The organism is Paenibacillus sp. CR_12 (genome assembly GCF_041953985.1).
Lineage (GTDB): Bacteria > Bacillota > Bacilli > Paenibacillales > Paenibacillaceae > Paenibacillus_AQ > Paenibacillus_AQ lautus_A.
Window position 1 is genome coordinate 214,842 of sequence record NZ_JAVFHO010000002.1, and the last position, 24,840, is coordinate 239,681.

A 24,840-nucleotide genomic window follows, 5' to 3' on the forward strand; every position below is an offset into this window, starting at 1 on the left:
TATTCCATTATAGAGCATAAACTCTTATTTCGGCAACCTCCGCGCATGGTCCTCCGTTCGTTTCGTCGATCCATAGTCTAATCGTATGTGACGAGATGGAACGGCTTAGCTTATGCACTTTTTTGCGCTTGTGGTTGTGCTTCTCTTCAGCCAGTGTAACCCACTCCTCACCGATGAGCGCCTCTATCCGATAAGCTCGGACGAGCTCGGGAATCGCTTCGAAAGCCGTGCGATGATGGTGCAAATTGATTAAATCTTCATTAACGTCGTCGTTAAAGGTGACGTGGATCTCGGCGATCGATTGCACTTCAGCCCACTCCAGCTGCAGCCATTCCGGTTTGCCTGGAGACATCGGCTCGGACATCCATAAATGCGGACCGGCAAACGGCCGAATATACCCGTCCGTCACCGCTGCGGCAGCGTACGCTTCCGTATTTGGCGTAACCTGCAGACACAGCGGCTTGCGGTTCCAACGACGCATGCTCCACTGTACGACCGGCTGATCCGGTTGACGATCCTCTAAAAGCGTAGAGACGATCGGCTTTGGCCCCTTCTCAAAGCACAGCACGCCGGTCATCGGACAATCCGATCCGTGCAGCTGAATCGCTTCGTTCGCCTTAATAATAAGGAATGCATTACAGGCTGCATCGGGCTGCCAAAATAAGTCCAGCTTAACCCATTGCCCGGTACCTTCGGCTACTGACACCGATGCTTCAGCTACCATCTGCTTTGGCACGTAGTTTTCACCTTTATCCGTATGCCACAGCTCCACTTCAAGAGTAGCAGCCTTTGCCGCATCGATCAGCAGCTTCACCGATTCAAGCGAGGGATTCACTGGAAACAGGATGCCCAGTTCTTTATCCAACGGGTGCGTATAGGTTGAGTCCGTCAGCGAAACTTTGGTCATTGTGCTGGATGCCGTAATACGGGCCGACTTGGCGTGATCGTTAGGGTCGTTTGCCGCGATCCCGATAATCGACGCATCCTGCCTGAGCATCGTCTGCTGCAGGTCGTTCATATGGTCACGGTGCAGCGCACGCGGCGATATCCCTTTCTGCACGCACAGTGCGGCACCGCTTCCGGCTGCTTCGCCGATGACCGCACAGGTTGCCATTACCCTCGTGGTACCGAATGCGACGTGAGTTGCGCTGATATCGCGGCCTGCGAACATCAGATTGCTGACGTTGCTGGAGTACAGACACCGAAATGGAATATGATAGATGCCGTCCGAAAATAAATGCTTTGAACCGCTCTCTGTCGAATACATGCCTTGCGGCGGATGAAGATCTATCGACCAGCCTCCGAAGGCGATGCGATCAGTGAAGGGCTCCTGCGCGATAATATCGTTTTGGTTCAACATATAATCTCCTGTGAATCGGCGATACTCCCGTTTGCCAGGGAGCGATCCGACCCATTCCAGCGTCATGCGATCGGCATCGAAATTGCCGGAGTTTTTGATATAATCCCATACCCCGTAAATGACCGACCAGAGCTCATCGCGTATTCGTTCATTATCATGCACCGTATCCAGCTCGCCGCCCCATTCGATCCACCAATAGTGGCAGCCTGAGTCGCCGCTGCGAATGACCCGCTTCATCGGGATCGCCGTTTGGGTAATGTCCTTCGCAAAGCTCGGCGGAATGTATTTGACCGGCCGATCGGCCTCCTTCGTATAGAACAGGAGCGTGCTGCCAAGCGTAATATCGTCCGCCGTCTCCGGAGCCCAGTCCTCGTTGTATTCCTCTGCTGCCTCGCGGCCGATCCGGTATTTAGCGCCTGCCAGGAAACCCGCAAGGCCATCTCCTGTACAATCTATGTACATATCGCTTTCAAACCGGATTTTCCGCTCGGAGCCCATCATCCAGCCCGTGACCGACTTAATGGTGCGCTCCTCCTCCGCGCCCTCCGCTTCGACCTCGTGCACATCCGTATTGAGAAACAAAGCAATGTTCGGCTCAGCTCGGACCGTCTCAAGTACTACGAGATCCCATAAATACGGATTTCCATCCGGGTTCCGGTATTGATTCTCGACGAACATTTCTCCCATGATGCCGGTTTCTCTCGCGTAACGCTGCGTGCCATGCGCCGTAGCGCCGCATACCCACACCCGTACCTCGCTGCTAGAATTGCCTCCGAGTACGGGTCTGTTGTTCACGAGCGACACGGTTTGGCCGAGACGTGCGGCTGCAACGGCAGCGCATACGCCGGCCAATCCTCCACCAATAACGGTAATGTCGGATTTTACGAATTCAAACTTCAATCGAATCCCCCCAAGTCTAGAATTACTATCATCTTAATCGAGGGGGTCGTTATTTAACATGCACTGCGCTATCATATTGGCATATACTTTATTTCATTCTGGAGCTGATTGCGGTGATGATGTTGAATCGAAGCCCCATCCTATATCCTAGCCTAATGCATCATGTCTTTTGGAATCATAAGAAGAAATTTCAATACAGCGTGGACACCTACGGACATTGGGTTCTATTTGCTGTGGAGGGCGGCAGCTTCCGTTATGGGATCGGCGACAGCGAGGGAGTGGCGCAGATGGGCGACGTCATCGTTTGCCCTCCGGGCGTCGATTTTCATCGCGACGTTATCCATGCGCCGTCCTTTCATTTCATCGGATTTTCGTTAGGCTCTATATCGGGAGAGGCGGTTGCAGGGCAAGAGGCAGAGCAGGACGTCCATCATCGTTTAGCGGCTTCTGCCTACAAGCCCACAGTCGCGCATAAGGAGAGGTTTGCCGATAATTTGAGATATTTCAAGAGGCAGGACGAAGCTGCCGCGGAGATCGATCAGCGGAGCTATTGGCAAAACCATGCGCTGAACGATATTTGGTTCTTTTGTTTGCAGTCGATAGCGGCCGGCGTGGTTGGCGTAGACAAAGAACCTGCCGATCCTCTGATGGAGCAGGCTCGGCTCTATATCCAGCAAAACGCCTATAAGGACATGAGCATGCTGCTGCTAGCGGACGAGCTGGGCATCAGTCCCGTTCAGCTCACCCGCAGATTCACACGAAGCGTGGGGATGACTCCTTCGCGCTATTTAAGCCATATTAGGCTGGAGCAAGCAAAGTCCTTGCTCGTCGATACCCATCTGAATTTAGAGCAGATCGCATTAGCTTGCGGCTTCAACAATGGCTTCTATCTCAGCCGCGTGTTCACGAAGCTGATGAAAGTCAGTCCTTCCGCTTACCGGAAAACGAACCGGGTCTAATGCCTGCAACAATCCCCTCTATTCAATAGTAGGAAGCGACAGGACAAATAGACTTCATTGTTCCGAGCTTTCCCTAACCGTTAGCAGCCTGCCTTGAGCTTGAGCCAACTGCCTGCGAGCGTATGGCCAAGGCCTGGCCGCGAACGGCATGCTTCTTGTTCTCGCCGCGGATGAACCGCTCGAAGATATTCTTCCTGTTGCGGCAGTGGTATGCCTTGACCGTTGTCAGACACCACGCATCGTCTCTTTCGCTTAGGGAGACGGGGATGCTTAGCGGCCGATTCGGATGAAGGGACTGTACGATTTTATTGAGTAATGTCTTCCAGTCCTTCTTCCATTTTGAATTCCTCATTTGCCTGTATATCCGTTTCATCCCTTTGTTCATCAACGTTTCAAATCATTTTTATTGCTTGCAAGGCCACATGAGGCAGTGTATGTGAGACGGATACAAAACTGGGACAGATGATCCTTCAACTCTCGGTCTTCTGTCCTGAACTGGTAGAGCGAAGGCCGCTTGCACTGCAGGTGGCTTTACTTGTTCTTCCCCCTTCTAGAACAACTAAAAAGCGGTACCACGCGCGGTGTAGTTGGATTTTTGTTATATCTAGTAGCCACCACGGCTAAACTGACCAAGCGGAGGCGAGCCTAGTGGTTACAGCAAGTCAAGCGCTCTTCTGACTTTTCTGGCGAAAATGAGCGGCTTTTGTACCGCTTCGATGTTGACATAGATCAATCTGGGGCGCTCGAACAGCCATTCGTTATGAATGGACGAAACGATGATGCCCTGTTTAAGAAGGCTTGCGATAAACCGATCCGTTTCCTTTTGCAACAGGGCAACTCTTCCCAAACACAACGCTCTACCAGTCACAGCATTTAACGATTCAAACGAGAATGATGAGGTTAACATAAATCTTTTCTTTAAAATCGTTGCCTTTACTCGATTCCGCGAAATGGTTGCGACGCATTTTCCGCCTGCAAATCCGGGGGTTCCTCCAATGATTTTGGCAAACCTTCCGCAAATACGTTCATTTCTACTCATGCTCAACCGAATTCCTCCTTAAAAGCGTAGCAGATTCCGGTACTGCTTTTGCTTGACCTGCTTCATTTTCACTTCGTAATAGGTACCACTGGCTCGGCTGAGCTTCGGCATTACAATCGGGGGAATAGCCAACGGGGTAACATATTTTTTGAGCGGCACAGATATATCCTCCTACTGAAGACTAGACATTTGTAAGTTCAAGGCATTCGCCCTGAAGTCCTGATATAGTCTAATGCCGCATCGGAGAAACGCGATACGTACAGCAGCCCACGGATACCATTTATTTTATTACGCTAAACTTGCGAAAGAGAAGATTTTGATTAGGCTGTGTTTTGGAGACCATTGATCAATAAGCTCAGTGGGGGTACGCCTATATATTAATTCATATGAAGAGACCCCACCTGAATTATGCAGGCAGGGTCTTCGTCATGCGTGACATCGAGCACGATAGACATGATTACGAGTAACAAGGTCATCGTGGGTTTGTGATCGTTCCTGCCAACGTGATGCTTTATGCACAATAAAAAGCCGCACATTGTGCGACTTTGTTTATATCAGCCTATCGCCATACCGGTATCTGATAACATGACATCTCTTGTATTCAATCTAGCGCCGTTGTCAGACAATCATGCGGTAGTGAAGATGAACAACGCCGCTTGGGAAGTGGCGCACACCGAGCAGCTCGAGCCGCATACAGAGGTTGTCCGGCAATGCTCGTTTACCTCCACCCAAGACGATCGGATTAAGAAGCAGATGACACTCGTCGATCAGTCCCGCTCTCATCGCCTCCCCAGCAAGCTCGGGGCCGCCAATCGTGATATCGGCTCCTGAAGACTCCTTCAGCCTCCGGATCGCTTCAGGATCGAATTCGCGCTCGATCCTAGTCCTGGCGCTTGAAACCGCCAGAAGTGTCCGGGAGAACACGATCTTCTTAGCTGCTCGCCAAATCTGTGCGAATTCCCGTATTACCTCTGGTTGATCACTGGGCTTGGCGCTCGCCGTCTCCCAGTACACCATCGACTCGTACAATCGGCGCCCGTATAGGTAGGTGCCAATCGGCCGCTCGAAGTCAGTCCAGAACGCAAATACCTCGTCATCGGAGATCGTCCACTCGATATTGCCGTGTTCGTCCTCAATGTAACCGTCCAAAGAAACGTTGGCTGCATAGATCAGTTTAGCCATTTCCATAACGCCCTCCAATTTTCAGTTTCCAGCCAGACCAAGTATGTCTTCTGAATTTGCACTCCTTGTGATATAAACGAAGCAGCCGACAAATGTATTATGGCTCGTATAGCAGCGCCAAGCCGCGGTGATCAGCCAGGCAGTATTATCGAACGGGCGTGTAGTGGAGCACGACGACGCCGGAGCCGAAAGGCTTGGTCTCGGTCAGCTTCAGATTCAGTCGATCACGAACTCCTCCCAATAATTGGGGGCCATGTCCGGCAACGATGGGCTGCACCAGAAAGTGATACTCATCCACTAAGCCTAGTTTTGCCAGGGTGGACCCGAGTCCGGGACCGCCGTTAACGACTAGGTTCTTCCCTTCTGCCATAAGTCGCGGCACCTCCTCGGAAACAGGCCCCTTCAACAAGAAAGAGTTCTGCCACGACACGTGATCCAGCGTCCGCGAAAAGACGTACTTGGGTTTCCGATCGAGCTTCCGCGCGAAGTCGACCAAGAACTGAGGTCCGTCGCCGCTGCTGGCAATGGATGGCCAAGCACTTTCCATCAACTGGTAGATTTTACGTCCGAAAAGCAGACCATCCGACTCGTCCATCAAGTCCATCGTATACTGGTGGAGATCCTCATCCGCAATTACCTGCGTGTGGTCACAGCAACCGTCCAGTGTCACATTCATCATCAGGATTATACGTCCCATATGCAACCTCCTTATGCCTACATTTTATCATCCAAAAGCAGGCCATGTTTCTCATAGATTGCTGATATGAACAGTCTGGGCCAGACCGAATGCAACTTTAGTAAAATGGAGGATAGTAAATTAAACAATTTTGCCCACTGTCCGGCCTGTCTCCAAAAGAACGTGCGCTTTACGCAGGTTCTCCGCGTTGATCGACTCCAACTCCTGTGCAACGGTCGTCCGTATGATACCTTGGCCCACGAGCCGTGCGACTTTATTAAGGAGTTTATGATGCTCTATCATATCTGCTGTCTGATAGGTGGAGCGTATGAACATGAATTCCCAAACAATTCTTGTCAACCGCAACGATCGAATTGCAGAACCAGTTCGTAACGATTCCTTTTTTCAGAGTGAAGATCGTTGTTTGATAGGGTACGAAGCCAATCTGTATCTATCATTTCTGAGATACTTTGTATATCCATACGTTTCCTCTTTCCTTAACTATTGAAGAAGTTAACGGAATATATATTATGTTACCTTCCAAAAACCCCCAACCCTATATTTCAGTGTTGGAGGTCTTAGCGAATGCAACAAATTAACATTTTTGTTTCATTCCATTACATCACTTTTTCTAAAATGGTGATTAATCCTTAACATCTATGCATAATGTAATGATCCAGAAACGTATTTCGAAACTTCCCTATTGGATCGTATCGAAGTAGCAGCTGACGGAAATCCGCTAACCGCTCATACCGAGCTTGTATCATTTCCGACTCCATCGTAAACAGTTTCGCCCAATGTGGGCGTGCTCCAAACGGTTCGAGTTCACGTTCTACAAGCGGAAGTAATTGGCGCACGCGCTCCCAGTCCGGCTTCCATGTAAAATGAAAACCAACACTGTCTTGCCGGTAGCATGGGCTCATCCAGAAGGTATCCGATGCAATTGTTCGAATCTCGGAGATAAAGAGCAGAGGCGCAATTCTATCACGCAGTTTTCCTAGCGCACGCATTGCCTCGACCGCATGACGCCTCGGAACGAAATATTCACTTTGCAGTTCGTTGCCCGCGCTGGGGGTAAATTCCATGCGGAAATGAGGCAACCGCTCATACCATGGTCCAGGAGCGCCCATCTGCTCGCTACAGTTCACCACAGATTGGCCAGTTACCATATGCCGTTTTTCCGGAGCTGGCAAAGCCCCGAAGAAATCGGGAGATATCTCATCCTCCTCGTTTATTCCCACCTTTCGTTTTACCCACACTTGATTGAATATGGGCTCTGCCCAATCCGTAAACAAGCTGACACTGTATGCGGAAGAAAAAATTTCGTCTATGCCGTGATCCAGTGCAGAAAAAGGAAGACGATCATATACGGTCTGACTTACCTGAAACGAGGGTACTAAATCCAGTTTAAGCTTTGTGACGACTCCAAGTCCGCCGAGTCCGACAACCGCCCCATCGAACTCGGGATCTATCCCGCGCGTGAGTACCATAACTTCTCCATCCGATTTCATTAGCTCGATAGCACGTACAGAAGACGCCAGGCTTGCATTCAGATCGCCCGAGCCGTGCGTGGCTGTTGCCACGGCGCCAGCCACGCTTATGTGCGGCAGCGATGCTAAATTATGCAACGCATAGCCATGATCATTTAAATAGCGGCACAGATCGCCATACCGAATGCCACCCTCGACGGTTACAGTTCTCTGTACACGGTCGAGATCGATTACCCGATTCATCTTTCGAAGCGAAAGATGGCTGCCCCCGGTGTCGGCAATCCCGTTAAAAGAGTGGCGCGAGCCAAGCACGCGAATGCTTGTGCGGCTAACAACTAGGTCCTTAACTTCTTCTAGACTTTTAGGCTCAAGCAGCTCCATCGAACAGTAGCGATAATTCCCGGCCCAGTTCAGTTTATCTCCCATATGTACGCTCCTATTTAATATGCTGGTTTTTGTCCTGAATCTATTTGATCATTGGTTTACCTGATTATCCAAATACTCCTCACTTCCGTCAAACGGTACTCATAAACTTTCACGAACAGAGGCTATCGCACGTTTGTGTTGATTTACCATTACCTTACAGGAAAATCAACTTAAAACTAGGTATTCGGCATAGCGCCCCGCTTTCCTGCCCATTAGCATAATGAAATTGCATGGAATCCGTAGTTAGAAACTTATCTAATCGGCAACCGGACGATGTTCTTGTCCTTGGCTCAGGCCAAGAACTTGTACCGAAAAAAAAGCCGCTAAATTAGCGACTTTTAATGGGATTATGTTCTTGTGCCCGGCAAAATAGTAATTTCTCATGGTTGTCGAGTAAGCTAGCTACTGTTCCCTCTTCTATCATCTCAAAATTATTCTTATGATCCTGATTTCTCGATGACATTTCAGGGGTATTGTGGCGATTCATTCAGCGAGCCACATCGATAGTATCCGGGAACTCTGATCTTGTAGTTGAAAGCATGTAGGGCATTATGTCGTTTCAATTTGATAGCAGTCTGCATCCACAGCCGAGGTGCCCTCGTCAAGAATAAGAATCGGCATGTTTCGAATCAGCGCTGGCATGCCGGCTATGGCTTTTGGATCATATGCTTTTCCTTGTATTCCTGCGGTGAACAGCCGGTAGCCTTTTTGAAAAAACGAGTAAAAGAGGTTGCGGTTTCGTAGCCCACACGGCGGGCAACTTCACCGATTCGGAGATTCTCGCTATGAAGTAAACGCTTCGCTTGCATAAGACGGGAGGAATCGATAAACTCCGTCAGATTGTTTCCGGTTTCCTGTTTGTAGATACGGGATAAATATGACGGATTCAAATATACTTGTTCCGCCAATCGCACCAACGACAGGTCTTCATCCAAATGATTCCGAATGAATTCCTGCAAAAAATCGATGATATGATCCGCGCGTTTTTTCTGCTCTACTTTTTGCAAGTCGAACAACACAGACGATAACTCCGTCAAATATAAGGAAGCTTCGCTCCAACTGTCAAAAAAATCGATCCGCATCAGTCTGTTTTGACCCAACTGAGCTTCAATCTTCTCATTGAGTGCCCATCGATTGATATAGGACATCAAATACAGGGACACGGTGTAATAAATTTCCTGGGCAAAAGCATTATTTTTCGTGCGAACGTCTCTGATAGGACCAAGAAGCAGCTCCAAGGCTTCAAAATACTTACTCCTTTGTCCTGCCTCCAGATATTGCTCGATAAGCGAAAGATCGTTGGACTTAAGCACCCGCGCAAGCCTTTCTCCTTCGAGATCCTCTTCCTTCAAACCCTGAACATTGCCTGCCTCATCGGGTTCATCATGACTAACCACATCGTCGATCAGAAGAACTGTATTTTCGAGTCCGATCCGGTAATTGAGCAAGTGGTGGAGCGAGTGATACTTATTGGAAACCGATTCCCACCCATCCGCTTGGCTGCCGATTGTAAAGCTGATCGGAAGTCCGATATTTTCCTGGCATGCCGACTGGATGACCTCCAATATTCCTTTAAGGAACGACACAGTTTTATTGAACGTCTGTAGGATCGTCTCCGCATTCTCAGTACCGGTAGCGGACAACGACTCCTTAGGCTGAATAAAAATCACGAATCTGCGACTATCATCCAGCACAATCACAAAATTGACACGGGTGGCTAAGTACCTATGCATGATTTGACGTACGGCATAGATTTGCTGCATCTTCTGCATATAACCGGTAGAGTCGGGGAATTTATCGATCTTGCCCACGACCAGGGCAACCGGCCACTTAACATTCAGCGGGATCGACAATTCTTCGAACTGTGATTGGCTGGCTTGTAACCCGCGGCTGCCTTTTAACATGCCTAGAAGATAATCTTCTTGAAATAAATTCAGCGCTATGTTTATTTGCTCTTTGGCCTCCCGGATCAGATCTTCCGTTTTGATTTCCTGGCGGATTTTTGATACGGTCTCTTCAACCACCTGAATCACTTTGTCGATATTCTCGGTCTTCAGAATATAGCTGACATCCTGATACTGAATCGCTTTGTATACATATCTGAATTCACTGTGCCCTGTCAAAAAAATCACTCTGCACTGAGGCCAGCTTCGAAAAATCTCCTCCATGAGCTGCAGACCGTCAATGTGGGGCATGTCGATATCGGTCAACACGATATCAATTCTTGTACGGTTGAGCCACTCGATGGCTTCTTCTCCCCCATATGCTTTATAGACATCGAGATCCAAATGGTCAAATCCTCGAAAAATTTCATAAAGATGATTCACTATAATCTCTTCGTTATCGACAATCAGGAGTCTGTACATCCCTTACACACTCGCTTTCGGGTCAAGTTGCAGCGTCACCTTCAAGCCGCCCATTGCGCTTCGTTCCAAAATCAGGCCGTGTTCGTCACCATATATCAAGCGAAGCCGGCGATGAATGTTAATCAGACCTGAGGTCTCGATATTGGACGTATCGTAAAGGAGCTTTTGGAGCGCGGATAATTTGGACTCCGACAGATCCGTTCCGTTGTCCTCTACGATTATACGCAATGCGTGGTCGTCCTGCTGAAAGCGCATTGTGATCAAGCCTTTGACTTTGGTTTGTTCCACAGCATATTTGAATGCATTTTCAAGAATCGGTTGAAGAATCAATCTAGGCACCTGAATTTCCTTGACCTCATCCGGAAGATCTTCAAATTGGATCGTCAGCCGGCTTGGAAAACGCATGAACTGGATCTCGCTATAGGTCCGTGCGTGCTCCACTTCCTCACGCAGCGGCAAAAAATCCGAAGCATTTCTTGTAATAAACTGAAAATAATCGCCCAGCAGCTTAGTAAACGGGATTAAATTATCGTCCCCTAGTTTGGCCATCGTGTTAATCAAAAACAAACTGTTATATAAAAAATGCGGACTAATTTGCGATTGCAATTGCTTTAGCTCCGCTCTCTGGTTTAGAATTTTCTGCTTGTATACCTGCTCGATCAAAGCAGATACGTTCTGTACCATGGAATTAAAGCCTTGATAAAGATAACCGAACTCGTTTTTGCTGTTTACGTGGATCGAGACGTTAAAATTTCCGCTCTCGACGTGTCGGAACGATCCGACAAGCTTACGCATGGGCTTGTGAATTAAGTTATAGGTGTAGATAGAGTAAAACAACATAATCATTGCGCCTGCACCGGTGAATACCCACAGCCAGATATAAAAATCCTGCAACGGCACAAAGATGAGCTCTTGGGGAATATAACGCAGTAAGAGCATATTCAAATATTCCGATTTGACAGACACCACATACATTTTCTGACCGTTTATGTTGCTGTATGTGACGTTCCCGTTCTTCAGTTCATGATAGTTTCCCGCCAAATCTTGTAAGCGTACATTTGCATCGTTACCTTTGCCGCTAATGACGATGTCGTGCGTGAGATCAATTAAAAAGGATCCGCTGTTGTCGTAGGTATGAAACTGGCCCAACGCCTCTTGAAACGCCGCCGTATCCAGTTCAATCTCGATCATGTACTTTTGAGGCAAGCCGGCATTTCCGGTATGAAGAGTGGTTATGTAAAGATTATTCTTGTATTGTACCAGCTGCGCGCCAGTTTCCCCCGCCGGAACGCGAATCTGATCGAATTTGTCCATATCGATCGGACTTACGGTAGCCGTGGAGGAAATGGTTTTTTGAATCGGTAAAATGTGTGCGCTTACATTCGAGGTGTAGGAGCTGCTGTTATGAATAGTGACGAGACGCTGATGGAGCTTTCGCATGCTTTCCATGATTTCATACTCGTCCATGATGGAATAACGTACCGCGAGTTTGCCCAGGTATTCATCAGTCAAGCTTTCGTGTTGCAAAATTTTAATGCGTTCGATCTCCTCCTCCAGGCTGGTAAGGTAGAACGAAACCTGTGCGGTCGAAGAATTAATAATTTCATTTTTTACGGTGTTCAAGCTCCAATTGTACAAATAGATGCCCAAGAAAATAATTAGGACGATCGCCAATAAGAAGGACGCGATCAATCGTGCGAAAATGCTGTTCTTGATCTGCCCTCCCTCCCTTATTCACGATTATTATTGCGGGAAACGAGGTCGGCCTTTCGTGTTTATCCTTTCACGCTCCCGAGTACAATTCCTTTGACAAAGAAACGCTGCAGGAACGGATACACGCAGATGATCGGCAGAGCTCCAAGGAAAATCTGGGCCGAACGCAGCGTCTTATCCGAAATATCCGCCATGAGCTTGGCCTCCTCCGGCGTCATCGTGGCTAACGAGCGCTGAACGACGATCGTCTGAATGTAGCTCTGGATCGGGTAATGGCTGGGATCGTTCATATAGATTAACCCATCGAACCAGCTGTTCCAGTGCGTGACCAGTGAAAATAGCAGAATGGTCGCAAGAGCCGGCAAGGATACCGGAACGTAAATCTGCCACAGCGTTCGCCAATGTCCGGCACCATCGATAAACGCGGCCTCACTCAGTTCCTTTGGCACTGCTCGAAAAAAATTCAACAGTAAAATGACACTGAATACAGGAATTGCAGTTGGGAAGACCAGCGCCCAGATCGTGTCGATCAACCCGAGCTGCTTGACAACCATATACGTCGGAATTAATCCGGCCCCAAATATCATTGTAATAAAAAAGGCCCATGAATAAAAGGTGCGCAGCCGGAATTCTCCCTTTTCTTTCGAAAGCGGATATGCGACTGTAGCGATCAATATAAGATTCAGCGTCCCTCCCAATGCGATGCGCTCCAGGGAAACGAGCATCGATTGCCAAAAGGCTGAACGATGTGCGACAAATTCATAGGATTTCAACGTAAATTCCTTCGGCCACAAGGTTACGGTTCCTGTTGCAGCGACAGCGCTGGAGCTTAATGACACGGCCAGGATGTGTATCATCGGAATCAGACACAGCATTCCGACTGCGATCAAGAATATACTATTGCACACAACAAACCAATCCAGCCTCTTTTTTACAGGCATATCGGTCCCTCCTTAGAAAATCCTGTAGTCCGCAACTTTATACGCGATGTAATAGGAGACGGACACGAGAACAAGCGCGATAACGGACTTGAATAATCCTACTGCGGTTGCAACCCCGAATTGCGCATCCAGCAGTCCGATGCGGTACACGAAGGTATCGAGAATATCCCCGCTTTCATATACCATCGGGCTGTACATGTTAAAAATCTGGTCAAATCCGGCATTCAGCAAATTCCCCAAATTAAGAACCATAAGCAATACGATAACCATCTGCATCCCCGGCAGCGTCACGTGAAGCGTCTGCCTCCAACGGCTCGCTCCGTCGATTTGCGCCGCTTCGTACAGGTTCGGGTTGATGCTTGTAAGCGCGGCCAGATAGATGATGGTTCCGTATCCAAACTCTTTCCATACGTCTGTCAAAATCATGGTGTTTGGGAACCACCGATTGTCCCCAAGGAAAAAGATCGGTTCAATCCCGAACGATTGAAGCGCCCGGTTGACCAAGCCGTCATTCGGTGACAGAATTTCGATAAAGATTCCGCCCAATACTACCCAGGATAAAAAATGGGGCAAGTAAATCGCCGTCTGCACTCCTCTCTTCAATGCCATATGCCGGACCTCGTTTAATAGAATCGCAATCACAATGGGCACAAGCAGTCCTAGAATGACTTTCATCATCGCGATATAAAACGTATTCCACATGATGTTATCGAAGTTGGGCAGGTTCATTACATATTCGAAGTTGCGCAGACCAATCCAGTCCTGATCGCCGAACAAACCTTTCGCTGGTATAAACTTTTGGAACGCAATAATGATTCCTCCAATGGGAAGGTAATTGAATACCAGCAAAAAAAGAAAACCCGGCAAAATCATAACATGCAGAGGCAATTCCCTTTTCCAGCTTCTTTTTTGCATAATAAATCACCCGTTTCTTAAGATGAGAATGAGGAAGGGAAAGGATGCCCTTGATCAATGCAGCATCCTTTCTCATGGTCCTAGGTACTTATTTTACAGATGCGTACCACTCATTGACTTCTTTGGTCATATCGGCTCCCCCAAGCGTATTCCAGTTCTCTACGAACTTGTCGAACTCATCAATCGAAGTGGCGCCCATAATGATTTTGACAAATACCTCGGTTTCCAGTGCTTTTAGTGTAGACTGCTTTTCCGCCATCGTTTGGGTAGGCGGTCCGGCAAACGCCTCAAGCATGAAATGGTCGTTCTCCAGGTACTTCACGCTATGCTGGAACACGCCGTCTTCCCCATAAATTTTAGGCCATCCCCATAAAGTGGTTTCTCCATTGTTGAAGGCTTCCATATTTTTCTGAATCGACAGTGCCTCGCCGGTTAGCTGATCCAAGGTTTTATTCTTACGCGCCTTCTCGATTTCCTGGAACGCATTCACGTTTTTAAATGGCGGGTAAGGTTGTACCGGCGAATATTTCCACACGCCTACGCTGTCATTGGCGGAGGGCATATAATAATAATCGAAATCTCCGCTTTCTCCCCAGTTCAACTCAATGTGCAAATTAAACATTTTCACCAGGGCTTCCGGATTGGAAAATCCTTTTCTGACGACCCAGAACTCCGATGCGGCAAATTTCTGCGGTGACAGCACCGGTTCCCCGTCCACCGAAACCAAGGCGTAGCCTTTCCAATCAGCACCCGGATCGTTCTGATAGTTGCTGATGAGCGGGTACATCGGATTCCATTGTTGCCCGAACTCCATGCCCACCTTGCCGGCGGCTATCGTCTCAGCCACCTTGCCGCCGTCCTTAACTCCGAATTCCTTGTCGATTTCACCGGCTTTATACATTGAAGACAGCGCTTTCAATCCCTCCTTTACTTCAGGAAGCGTACTGCCCCAAACCAGATTTCCCGATCCGTCATCGATCCACATGTTCGGGTACGCGTGGTAGCCGGCAAAAAAACCTTCCAGCCCCATGGCTCCGCCGTACAGATCCTTCGTAATTGCTAGACCGTAGGTGTCGTTGACCCCGTTCCCGTCCGGGTCCTGCGTGGTAAACGCTTTACTGATTGCAATCACATCATCCATCGTTTTGGGCTCTGAAAGCCCGAGTTTCTCTAACCAGTCGGCACGAAGCCAGATAAATACGCCGTCTCCGTATACCTCCGGCGGACCAAGGCCCATCATCTTACCATCAACCGTAGCGGCCTGGAGGACCGCAGGCCCTTGCACCGCGTACAGCTCCTTCATTTGGTCAGAAGCATATTCGTCCCAGTACGGTGTGAGATCCTCGATCATATCTGCTTCAGCCATCTGTTTCATTTGTGCGGCTGTGACGCGGATCATGTCCGGAATATCACCAGATGTTAACGTTACGTTAACCTTTTGGGTATAAGCATCCCCGCCGCTGACCGTCCAATCGTATTTTACGTTGATTCCCAGTTTTTCCGAGAACGCTTTCAACCAGCGGTTGTCTTCCACTGTTTCGCCAGGTGTTTTGGGTATGATGTTATCCTGCATATCGTTGTCTACATCGCGGGCAAATCGAATCGTAAGCGGTTCTTCATATTTGCCGAAAGGTCCTTCCGCTGCGACGGCTCCCCCTTCAGATGATTTGCCTGAACTGCTTCCTGACGGATTGGCTGACTGTTGATTGTTTGAGTCGGAACTACATGCGGTGATCAATCCTGTTAAAAGTATTGTCGCTAAGATGAGGACGACTTTCGGGTAAACCCTTCGTTTCATGCTAATAACCCCCTTGAAATCGTTTTTGCCTTGAATCACGTTTCATTTTAACCCTGAAAATTAGGAATGAATACAGGCGAGCTGTTACATTTCTAACATTTGTTTACTCTTTTGTCTCACCCCATGCTCGCAGTTTTCAACAAGTTTATCATTTCTTTACGACCTCGTTTGGGAGCATGAAATCGGGTTGAACCGTTAAAATGAAAGCGCTATAATGGAACATCGCAAGGAGGTTCACAGGTCTAGCAATTATAATTTTTCCGAATGGAGAGGAAGGCTATGGCGTTACTGTTCATCGATTCAGGGCGGAAGTACGGAAAAATCAACAAAAATGTTTACGGGCATTTTTCAGAGCATTTGGGACGAGGTATTTATGGCAGCATTTATGTCGACGAAAACAGCCCCATTCCCAATATCCGCGGGATACGCACCGACGTTGTCGAGGCATTACGGCATATCCGGGTGCCGGTGCTGCGCTGGCCCGGCGGATGCTTCGCTGAATATTACAATTGGAAAGACGGCGTAGGTGCTGAGCGCCAGCGCATCGTGAATGCAGGCTGGGGCGGCGTCGTGGAGGACAATTCATTCGGCACCCACGAGTTTTTGGATCTATGCGAGCAGATCGGCTGCTCGGCTTATATCGCCGCCAACGTCGGCTCCGGTACCCCTAGAGAAATGAGCGAATGGATTGAATACATGACCTTTGACGGAGACTCGCCAATGGCGAACTGGAGGCGCCAGAACGGCAGGTACGAGCCGTGGAAGGTTGAATATGTCGGCATCGGAAATGAGAATTGGGGATGCGGCGGGCACATGCGGCCGGAATATTATGCCGATGTGTACAAGCAATTCAACACTTATGTTCGCAATTACGGCAATCATCGGATTTTCAGGGTTGCTTGCGGTGCCGACGGCAACGATTATGCCTGGACGGAAACCTTGATGCGCGAAGCGGGCACAAATATGGATGGATTGTCTCTGCATTATTACACCATGCCGGGATATTACAAATCTGACGAATATCCCGAGGAGCGCAAAGGTCCGTCTCTGGAGTTCGACAAGGCGACCTATTATCGCACCCTGCGCCGAGCGTTGTATATGGATGAATTAATTACCCGGCATAAACATGTCATGGATCGCTACGACCCCAAAGGGAAGGTGTCGATCATTATCGACGAGTGGGGAACCTGGCACGAGGTGGAGCCTGGGACTCACCCGGCATTCTTGTTTCAGCAAAATGCGATGCGAGACGCCATTGTCGCCGGAGTGTCCCTGAATATATTTAACGCCCACAGCGACCGGGTTCAGATGGCCAATCTGGCACAGCTGGTCAATGTGCTCCAATCGGTCATCCTGACGGAAGGCGAGGATATGGTGCTCACACCGACGTACCATGTATTCGATCTCTATAAAGGGCATCAAGATTCGACACGGATCGAAAGCTATATACAACCGCAGCTGACGGGGACAACCGAAGCCGAGGTGCCGGCTCTGCACGTCAGCGCATCGAAACGGGCGGACGGCCGCGTTCACGCGACAGTAGTGAACTTGTCCGCAGATGAGTCCCAGCAGCTCCTTTGCGTGTTAGATGGCCAAGCGTTTTCCTCTGCCGAAGTTCGTTACATTTCTGGGACCATGACGAGCCACAACGCGTTCGGACGTCCCCCGCAAGTCGAAATAAAAAAGATGCCGGTTATTCCAATTAAGGACAACCGTTTGGATATGCACCTTCCCGCCTGCTGCGTTGCTGAAATCGTGTTGTCTTAATGCACCCAGGCTAGCTAGTGGCCGAGTTCGTTGATTTGTCGACAGCTTCACTTTCCCTACAGATGAAGCCGGATGGCTTTTTGCTTGAGTCTTCTGAAAAGCTTGAATTTTGTTCTTTATTTGCATCATTAAATGCACCCCTAGAAATCATCGGAATAGCCAGGAGATTCCAATGTCTATTCTAAGGGGTGCACTTAATGGTCTGATACCGCTTTTGCCATTCACATTTCTTTATATACAAAATAATCAAAATCAGCGTGTTTGCGGGTCCCGCCAAGATCCTGCACGCAAAGACCGATGTAGGTTCCCGTAAACCGGATATATTCAGGAGATTCATCCGACAGATGCGTGATATCGAACCATCCGCCTGCCGGATGCCAGGACGGATCATCCTGTAACGCATAGTAGAAGCAGGCACGGTCATGATCAACCACAACCTTTAACCGGATTCCGTTCACCGATTTCAGCGGAATATCCTCCAGCAGCTCATCGTAAACCCCGTATCTGGACTGAATGATTCCCAGGCACTGTCCTTTTTCTTCATGATAAGTTACCCGTAAATAAAGATAGTCTTTCGTATCGTAATACAGAATCAGCCCTGCCATTTGCTGCGGATGGTCCGGTGCAAACTCCAGACAAGTCTCGGCTTCGCACGCAAAAGCCTGCAGTCTTCGGGCGACCATGCTCTGCCTGTGCGTCGAGCTCATCGACTCCATGCCGCACAGGCGCAAGTAACCGGGACGTTCCGTAAGGCTCAGCCACGTCGGATCCGGCGGAATACGAAGCGTATCCCAATCGCTCCGAAGCATGGGTTGATCAAAGTGGTCCATCTCCGGTGCCGGTTCAAAAGGGTGCGGCTTGATTTTCGGTGCAGGCACCTGAACCTCGGGATATCGGTGACCGCTCACAAGCCGCAGCCAGCCGTCCTCGCTCCAAGTGCACTGCTGCAGCGCCGTCTCACGGCCAAGCGTGCAAAATTGTCCATTGACGGGCCGGCCGACCAGGTGGGCCAAGTACCATTCGCCGGTGTGCGTCTCGACGAGACTGCCGTGACCGGCCTTCTGGAGCATTAAATCCGGCCTGCCGTATGAAGTAAGGATCGGATTGGCAGGATCGACCTCATAAGGGCCCTGTAACGTGCGGGAGCGTGCTACCGTCACCGCATGCTCGTAACCGGTTCCCCCTTCAGCCGTTATTAAATAATAAAAATCCTTATATTTGTACAGATGCGGCGCTTCCGTCAGCCCTAATTCCGTGCCTTTGAATATGTTGACGACTGGCCCGATCAGTTTTTGTTCCTGAACGGAAAATTCCTGGAGCACGATGCCCGAGAACCGATTCTTTCCCTTACGGTGATCCCAAATCATATTGACCAGCCACTTGCGTCCGTCCTCATCATGGAATAAGGATGGATCGAATCCGCTGCTGTTCAAATACACCGGCTCGGACCACGGGCCTTCGATATCCGTTGCCGTCACAAGATAATTATGGGTATCTTTAAAAGCGCCGATCCGGCTTTTGACATCCGTGTAAATCAGGTAAAATACGCCGTTGTCATAGCTAAGGCAGGGAGCCCATACTCCTCCGGAATCGATGTTGCCTTCCATATGCAGCTGCGATGTCCGGGTCAGCGGAGATTGTATCGTCTTCCAATGAACCAGGTCCCGGGAATGGTGAATCCGTACGCCCGGGAACCATTCGAAGGTGGACGTGGCGATATAATAATCTTCCCCCGCCCGGCATATGGACGGATCGGGATGAAAACCGCGAAGAACGGGGTTTGTGATCATATTCATTTAAGTTCCCTCCGGTATGAAAATGATGATTGTACAAAATGGTTGATTTCAGTGCCAGCCCAGTGCTTTTTTGCCGGCTTCCAGAGCGGTTATGATCCGTTCCACGTCGTACACATTCCCTCTCCATGTCCCTCCGCTGACGGACTGCAGCGCAGCCCACAGCCTGGTGTCATCCGGCAGAGCTTCATCCGGCCGCATATCCGGATGGAAGGGCCTCTGTGCAAGGATGAGAGCTCCCTCCTCCGGCGAAACCTCGATTTCCCCTTCGCCGACAAAGTTCATGCTGCCTTCCAGCGTGTTGCGATCCACGACGATATCGATCAAGTCACCGTTCCGAAGCTTGCCGATCGGCCCGCCTGCCAGTGCTTCGGGGCCAACGTGGCCAATGCACGCCCCGGTGGAAACACCGGAAAACCGGGCATCGGTAATGAGCGATACGTATTTGCCGAAAGACAAATGCTTCAGCGCAGACGTAAGTTGGTAAGTCTCCTCCATCCCGGTCCCTGACGGCCCCCGCCCGAGAAGTACGACGACGTCGCCTGCCAGAACACCGCCGTTCTTAATTGCACGGATCGCTTCGCGTTCGGTTGTAAACACTTTTGCTCTTCCTTTGTGACGATACACGCCATGGTTATCCAGTACCGTAGGGTCGATCGATGTGGATTTGATCACAGAGCCCTCCGGAGCGATATTCCCTGTTGGAAATGTCACGGTAGAGGTAATGCCAAGTCGCTGCGAGTACTCAAGGCTCATAATGACACTGTCCGGATCTATCCCGTCCTTCTCCTTCAGCTGCTTCCGCAGCAGATGACGGCGTTCCGACGATTCCCACCAGTCGAGAACCTCGCTCAGCGTCGTACCTGTTACGGTAAGCACGGACTCATCCAGTACGCCAAGCTGCCTGAGGTGAAGCATCACTTCGGGCACGCCTCCAGCCTGAAACACCCGAATGGTCGGGTGGAAGATCGGGCCGTTCGGCAGGGCGCTGACCAGTCTCGGCACATGTTTGTTGACCTGGATCCAGTCCTGCACCTCAGGCACGGTTAAACCGGCTGCATGGGCAATGGCGGGAATGTGCAGCAGCAGGTTGGTAGAGCCGCCGAATGCGGCATGAACAGCCATCGCATTGCGAATCGCCGCATCGGTGACAACGTCCGCCATTCTCAGCCCATCGGACTCCATCGCCATCAGTGCGCGTGAGGATTGGCGCGCCATTTCGATCCAGATCGGCTGCCCGGAAGGTGCAAGTGCGGCATGCGGCACCGTCATGCCCATCGCCTCGGCGACGACCTGGGCCGTTGCCGCCGTGCCCAGGAACTGGCAGCCTCCCCCCGGTGTAGCACATGCCCGGCAGCCCAGCTCCGCCGCCGCTTCCAGGGAGAGCTCGCCGCTGACGTACCGTGCGCCGATCGTCTGAATTTTGCCGGCGTCCTCTCCATCGACAGGCGGAAGGGTGACGCCCCCGGGAACGATAACACCTGGCAGCTGCGGCATGCCTGCAAGCGCAAGCATCATCGCCGGCAGACCTTTGTCACAAGTGGCGACGCCGATCACGCCTTTGCGCGTCGGCAGGGAGCGAATCAATCTGCGGAACACGAGAGCGGCATCGTTTCGGTACGGCAGCGAGTCAAACATGCCTGTCGTTCCCTGTGATCTGCCGTCACAAGGGTCGCTGACATATCCGGCAAACGGGATCCCTCCGCGGCTTGATATCTCTTCCGCCGCAACCTTCATCAGCAGGCCGACCTCCCAATGACCCGTATGATAGCCGAGGGCTGCAGGACTGCCGTCCTCATTGCGAATTCCGCCCTGGGTGCTCAGGATCAGAAACTGTTTTCCGTTCAATTCCCCAGGCTTCCAGCCCATTCCGACATTCTGGGACATGCCGAACAAGTCGCCGCTCGGAGCGTTCCGCAGCAAATCATCCGTTAAAGGCAGACGTCCCGCCGCCCCGGGAGCATGCGCTATAATATCGAAACCGCTTGAGTCTTTCTCCCCCATAATCGACATAATCTGTTCGTGCATGGCACCCTCCCGCAACTTATGACTTCACGAAGACCGTTTTAATGGAAGTGAAAAACTCGATCGCCGCTTGACCCTGTTCCCTGGAATGCGAGCTTGACATCTTCATCCCGCCGAACGGTGCCTGCAGCTCTACGCCGGCCGTTTCCGCGTTGATCCTGACCAATCCGGCATCCATATCCCGGATGAAAGACAGCATTGCGCCGACATTTTGCGTATAGATGGAAGCACTCAGCCCAAAGTCGCTGTCATTGGCCGTCTCTATGGCCTCCTCCAGGGAATCCACCGCGATCAACGCAAGCACAGGGCCGAAGATTTCTTCCCGGGCTATGGACATATGCGATGCTACACCCTCAAATACAGTCGGCTGGACATAGAATCCCTCTTCAAGCCCTGGAGCGTCCGCTCTTTTTCCGCCGGTCAGCAGTACAGCACCTTCATCCAGCCCTTTTTGAATATAGTTCAGCACCGTTTCGAGCTGTCCTTCGTTCGCGCACGGTCCCATCCAGCTTTCGGAAGACATGCCGTCGCCTAATCGGATCTCCCGGATTTGCAACAGGAGCTTTTCTTTAAAGGCTTCATATACTTTCCGCTCAACGATGACCCGGCTGGTGGCGGTGCATTTTTGGCCGGTGGATTTCAAGCCGCCGCTGATGGTCGCCTCGACTGCCAAGTCCAGGTCCGCATCTGCCGCGATAATGATCGGATTTTTGCCGCCCATTTCAAGCTGATACTTGGCCCCCCGCCCCAAAGCGGCGGCGCCGACCCGTTTTCCGACTTCGTTGGAACCTGTGAACGTAATCCCGTTGACATCCGGATGCTCGGAAAGCGCAGATCCGATCACCGATCCTCTGCCGCATACAAGATTGAGAACACCTGCCGGAATTCCCGCTTCCTCAAAGCATTCGATGATTTTGGCTGCCGTGACCGCCGTTTCCTGTGCGGGCTTTAACACAACCGTATTGCCGTATATCAATGCCGGGGCCGTCTTCCAAATCGGAATCGCTACGGGAAAATTCCATGGGGCAATGACGCCCACGACGCCAAGCGGTACTCGAGTCGTAAACATCAGCGCTTCGCTGTCCGTGGAAGGAATGACATCGCCGATTTTTCGCATCCCTTCGCCGGCGTAATACCTTAGGATCGCGACGCCGCGCATCGTCTCTCCCTTAGCTTCTGCGAGCGTTTTTCCCATTTCCCTCGTCATCGCCTCGGCGACCTCGTCGGCCCGGCGTTCCAGCACATTCGCGGCCTTGTACAGAACATTGCCGCGTTCCGCGCCGGTTAATCGCCGCCAGGCTCGGCCTGCTGCTTTGGCCGCTGCGACAGCACGGTTCAGATCCTCTATACCGGAAACCGGTACATACCCGACTACCTCATTCCGGTTTGCCGGATTGATGCTGGGTTCGGTTTCTCCGGACGCAGCCTTCATCCATTCTCCGTTGATATAGTTCCTGTATACTTGTTCTCCTTGAAATGCCGTCATGGAAGTACGTCCTCCTTATTCAAAACTAGTTTGATAAAACAGGGTTCACCAGCGTACCGATGCTGCTGATCGAAATTTCAATCCGGTCCCCGGGCTCAAGCGTGAACTCATTAGGCGGCACAATGCTCGTGCCTGTCAAAAGCACCGTACCGTCAAACAAATCATTGTCTTTTGCCAGGAAGGAGACCAGTTCATCCAGCTTTCGGTTTAATTCACTCGTACTGGCCTCGCTCTTAACGACCATGCGCCCCTCGCGGTAAATCTCGCAGACGATGCTGAATGCATATGGATTCTGCACCGTTTCCGCAAGCCGGATGGCCGGTCCGATGGAGCAGGAATTGCGCCATATTTTGGCTTGCGGCAAATACAGCGGGTTCTCCCCTTCAATATCGCGGCAGCTCATGTCATTGCCGACGATATATCCCACAATGCTGCCATCTGCGCCAAGCACCAATCCCAGCTCAGGCTCAGGGATCTGCCATGTGGAATCACTGCGCAGCGTGACGGCCTCGTTCGGTCCGATGGTGCGGGCGGCCGTGGATTTGAAAAAGATTTCCGGCCTTTCTGCCTCATAAACTTTGTCGTAAAATGTCTCCGCATCCAATTTTCCATCCGTAGCTTCATAATTTCGTGCTTCGCGGCTTCGTTGATACGTAACGCCTGCCGCCCATACCTCCGGTGCTTCCACTGGCGTGACAAGGTGCAGAGAAGTCCAGTCACCAGCCAACTCATTCGCAGGACTAAAAGCGCTTTCAACCAGTTGAACAGGAGAGATCCCGCGCTCCCTGGCTTGATGGATCAAAGTCATAAAATCCGGCTGCGGCAGACGATAGGCTCTTTCATCATCCGTAACGGCTGCCAGCCGCTTCTGTTGCCTGTCAAGAAATCGAATAATTCTCATTCGGGCTTGCCCCCATTTCTTCCCCATCGGGTTGATATTACTACGATAGCACCACCGATCGTCTATGACGATGCGCTAATCTCTACGACGATTTACCCTTTTCACGCAAGATTTTTCTGTTAAGATGAGTCTAACCGTTACTGGAAAACAGGACATACCGAGGAGGTTTGCTGTGAACAAGTTTTCCGAAGCCGTATATTTAGGCCGTCTGCCCGATGTTCGCATGTCTTTTCAATTATTGGGGCTGCATGCAAGAAAAGTGGGTTCCCGCTGGACTTATCCGTCCCACGAGCATTCCATGTACGAAATTCATTGGATGATGGACGGAGAGATGAATATGGTGGTAAATGGACAGCTGTACAAACAGTCCGTTGGAGACTTGTTGTTCATCCGCCCCGGTATGACGCATTCCTGCACTGGAGCCGGTCCGCAAGGTTTCACTTACTTTTCCGTCCATTTCAGCGTTCACGATACATCCTTTTGCAGAGAACTCAACCGCTGCAAGGACATTTATTATCCGGCTGATTCGGTTTTAGCCCAGGGACTGTCTTCTTCTCTCTCTACACTCTACTGTCTGGCCACAGAGCACTTATCCAGCCCACCGCCGGCCTTCAAACAGATGAAAGTGCATGCCGCCGTCTTTGAACTGCTCGGCTCCCTGGTCGGACAGCTGTCTCAGACCCCATCCGTCACCTTATCGAAAAAAGAAGCTATCGCCCGACAGATCGCCGAGCAAATTGAAGACTCCGTAAAATATATCCATCTTCACGGTGAAATTCAGGAGACCGAGCGAACCTGGATCCAAGACATCGCCAAGGAGCTGAACCTTAGTCCGTCGCAGGTGAATCGGATCTTTCGTGCAGTGTACGGCAAAGCACCTCGCAAGTTCTTGTCAGAAACCCTTTTGGGCGAAGCTCAGCGGCTGTTAAAGCAAACGGATTTAAGCATGGACCATATCGCGATGATGCTAGGATATAAGACCAATGCGCATTTCAGCCGCCAGTTCAAGCGGTGGACGGGGATGGCGCCCAGTGAATACAGAAACCGAGTCCAGCAGCAGTCATTAGATTATGAGCCGGATCCGCAGCTTCATTAAGAATGCA

The 24,840-nt window shown here is 50.5% G+C and carries 20 protein-coding genes; 3 read left to right on the forward strand and 17 right to left on the reverse strand.

Annotated elements, in window-relative coordinates; genetic code table 11:
• Positions 1-7: 7 nt before the first annotated feature.
• Complete coding sequence (locus tag RB297_RS04725) at positions 8-2,260, reverse strand: FAD-dependent oxidoreductase (protein ID WP_375119889.1); 2,253 nt, start codon at positions 2,258-2,260, stop codon at positions 8-10.
• 116 nt (positions 2,261-2,376) lie between these two features.
• Between RB297_RS04725 and RB297_RS04730 the strand changes: the two genes are divergently transcribed.
• On the forward strand, positions 2,377-3,219 hold the full coding sequence (locus tag RB297_RS04730; RefSeq protein ID WP_375120562.1) for an AraC family transcriptional regulator: 843 nt from the start codon (positions 2,377-2,379) through the stop codon (positions 3,217-3,219).
• Between the two features lie 73 nt (positions 3,220-3,292).
• Here the strand turns inward: RB297_RS04730 and RB297_RS31040 are convergent, their stop codons facing one another.
• The 12 genes from RB297_RS31040 to RB297_RS04790 all read right to left on the reverse strand — a co-directional run bounded on the left by RB297_RS31040 (position 3,293) and on the right by RB297_RS04790 (position 15,765).
• Complete coding sequence (locus tag RB297_RS31040) at positions 3,293-3,571, reverse strand: hypothetical protein (RefSeq protein ID WP_452515075.1); 279 nt, start codon at positions 3,569-3,571, stop codon at positions 3,293-3,295.
• 300 nt (positions 3,572-3,871) lie between these two features.
• Positions 3,872-4,258, reverse strand: coding sequence for a DUF1259 domain-containing protein (locus tag RB297_RS04740; protein WP_192571805.1), 387 nt, complete (start codon positions 4,256-4,258; stop codon positions 3,872-3,874).
• Positions 4,259-4,276: 18 nt separating this feature from the next.
• Positions 4,277-4,417: a hypothetical protein gene (locus RB297_RS04745; RefSeq protein ID WP_176502405.1), complete on the reverse strand. Its 141-nt coding sequence runs from the start codon at positions 4,415-4,417 to the stop codon at positions 4,277-4,279.
• 459 nt (positions 4,418-4,876) lie between these two features.
• The gene (locus RB297_RS04750; protein WP_375119891.1) at positions 4,877-5,440 is read right to left on the reverse strand and encodes a dihydrofolate reductase family protein; all 564 of its coding nucleotides are present in this window, start codon (positions 5,438-5,440) and stop codon (positions 4,877-4,879) included.
• A gap of 145 nt (positions 5,441-5,585) precedes the next feature.
• Positions 5,586-6,137 (reverse strand): dihydrofolate reductase family protein, encoded by a 552-nt coding sequence (locus RB297_RS04755; protein ID WP_277745904.1) that lies wholly within the window; start codon positions 6,135-6,137, stop codon positions 5,586-5,588.
• Between the two features lie 120 nt (positions 6,138-6,257).
• Positions 6,258-6,452, reverse strand: coding sequence for a zinc-binding dehydrogenase (locus tag RB297_RS04760; protein WP_375120563.1), 195 nt, complete (start codon positions 6,450-6,452; stop codon positions 6,258-6,260).
• A gap of 314 nt (positions 6,453-6,766) precedes the next feature.
• A complete protein-coding gene (locus RB297_RS04765; protein ID WP_375119892.1) occupies positions 6,767-8,032 on the reverse strand; it encodes an FAD-binding protein in 1,266 nt (421 codons plus the stop codon).
• 647 nt (positions 8,033-8,679) lie between these two features.
• A complete protein-coding gene (locus RB297_RS04770) occupies positions 8,680-10,398 on the reverse strand; it encodes a response regulator transcription factor (RefSeq protein WP_096773826.1) in 1,719 nt (572 codons plus the stop codon).
• Positions 10,399-10,401: 3 nt separating this feature from the next.
• Positions 10,402-12,021 (reverse strand): sensor histidine kinase, encoded by a 1,620-nt coding sequence (locus tag RB297_RS04775; protein ID WP_228468915.1) that lies wholly within the window; start codon positions 12,019-12,021, stop codon positions 10,402-10,404.
• A 152-nt stretch (positions 12,022-12,173) separates the two neighbouring features.
• Complete coding sequence (locus tag RB297_RS04780) at positions 12,174-13,052, reverse strand: carbohydrate ABC transporter permease (protein ID WP_375119893.1); 879 nt, start codon at positions 13,050-13,052, stop codon at positions 12,174-12,176.
• A 12-nt stretch (positions 13,053-13,064) separates the two neighbouring features.
• Positions 13,065-13,967 (reverse strand): ABC transporter permease, encoded by a 903-nt coding sequence (locus tag RB297_RS04785; RefSeq protein WP_015735498.1) that lies wholly within the window; start codon positions 13,965-13,967, stop codon positions 13,065-13,067.
• An 88-nt stretch (positions 13,968-14,055) separates the two neighbouring features.
• On the reverse strand, positions 14,056-15,765 hold the full coding sequence (locus RB297_RS04790; RefSeq protein WP_375119894.1) for an extracellular solute-binding protein: 1,710 nt from the start codon (positions 15,763-15,765) through the stop codon (positions 14,056-14,058).
• 279 nt (positions 15,766-16,044) lie between these two features.
• Here RB297_RS04790 and RB297_RS04795 point away from each other — a divergent pair, with 279 nt between their 5' ends.
• Positions 16,045-17,532, forward strand: coding sequence for an alpha-N-arabinofuranosidase (locus RB297_RS04795; protein WP_375119895.1), 1,488 nt, complete (start codon positions 16,045-16,047; stop codon positions 17,530-17,532).
• A gap of 221 nt (positions 17,533-17,753) precedes the next feature.
• Here the strand turns inward: RB297_RS04795 and RB297_RS04800 are convergent, their stop codons facing one another.
• The 4 genes from RB297_RS04800 to RB297_RS04815 are packed head-to-tail and all read right to left on the reverse strand — an operon-like array spanning position 17,754 to position 23,737.
• Entirely contained in the window at positions 17,754-19,328 is a 1,575-nt protein-coding gene (locus tag RB297_RS04800; protein ID WP_375119896.1) for a glycoside hydrolase family 43 protein, read from the reverse strand.
• A gap of 48 nt (positions 19,329-19,376) precedes the next feature.
• The gene (locus RB297_RS04805) at positions 19,377-21,353 is read right to left on the reverse strand and encodes a YjhG/YagF family D-xylonate dehydratase (protein WP_375119897.1); all 1,977 of its coding nucleotides are present in this window, start codon (positions 21,351-21,353) and stop codon (positions 19,377-19,379) included.
• A gap of 16 nt (positions 21,354-21,369) precedes the next feature.
• A complete protein-coding gene (gene gucD / locus RB297_RS04810) occupies positions 21,370-22,836 on the reverse strand; it encodes an alpha-ketoglutaric semialdehyde dehydrogenase GucD (RefSeq protein WP_375119898.1) in 1,467 nt (488 codons plus the stop codon).
• 25 nt (positions 22,837-22,861) lie between these two features.
• Entirely contained in the window at positions 22,862-23,737 is an 876-nt protein-coding gene (locus RB297_RS04815) for a fumarylacetoacetate hydrolase family protein (RefSeq protein WP_375119899.1), read from the reverse strand.
• A 172-nt stretch (positions 23,738-23,909) separates the two neighbouring features.
• Between RB297_RS04815 and RB297_RS04820 the strand changes: the two genes are divergently transcribed.
• Entirely contained in the window at positions 23,910-24,833 is a 924-nt protein-coding gene (locus RB297_RS04820) for an AraC family transcriptional regulator (protein ID WP_375119900.1), read from the forward strand.
• Positions 24,834-24,840 lie beyond the last annotated feature (7 nt).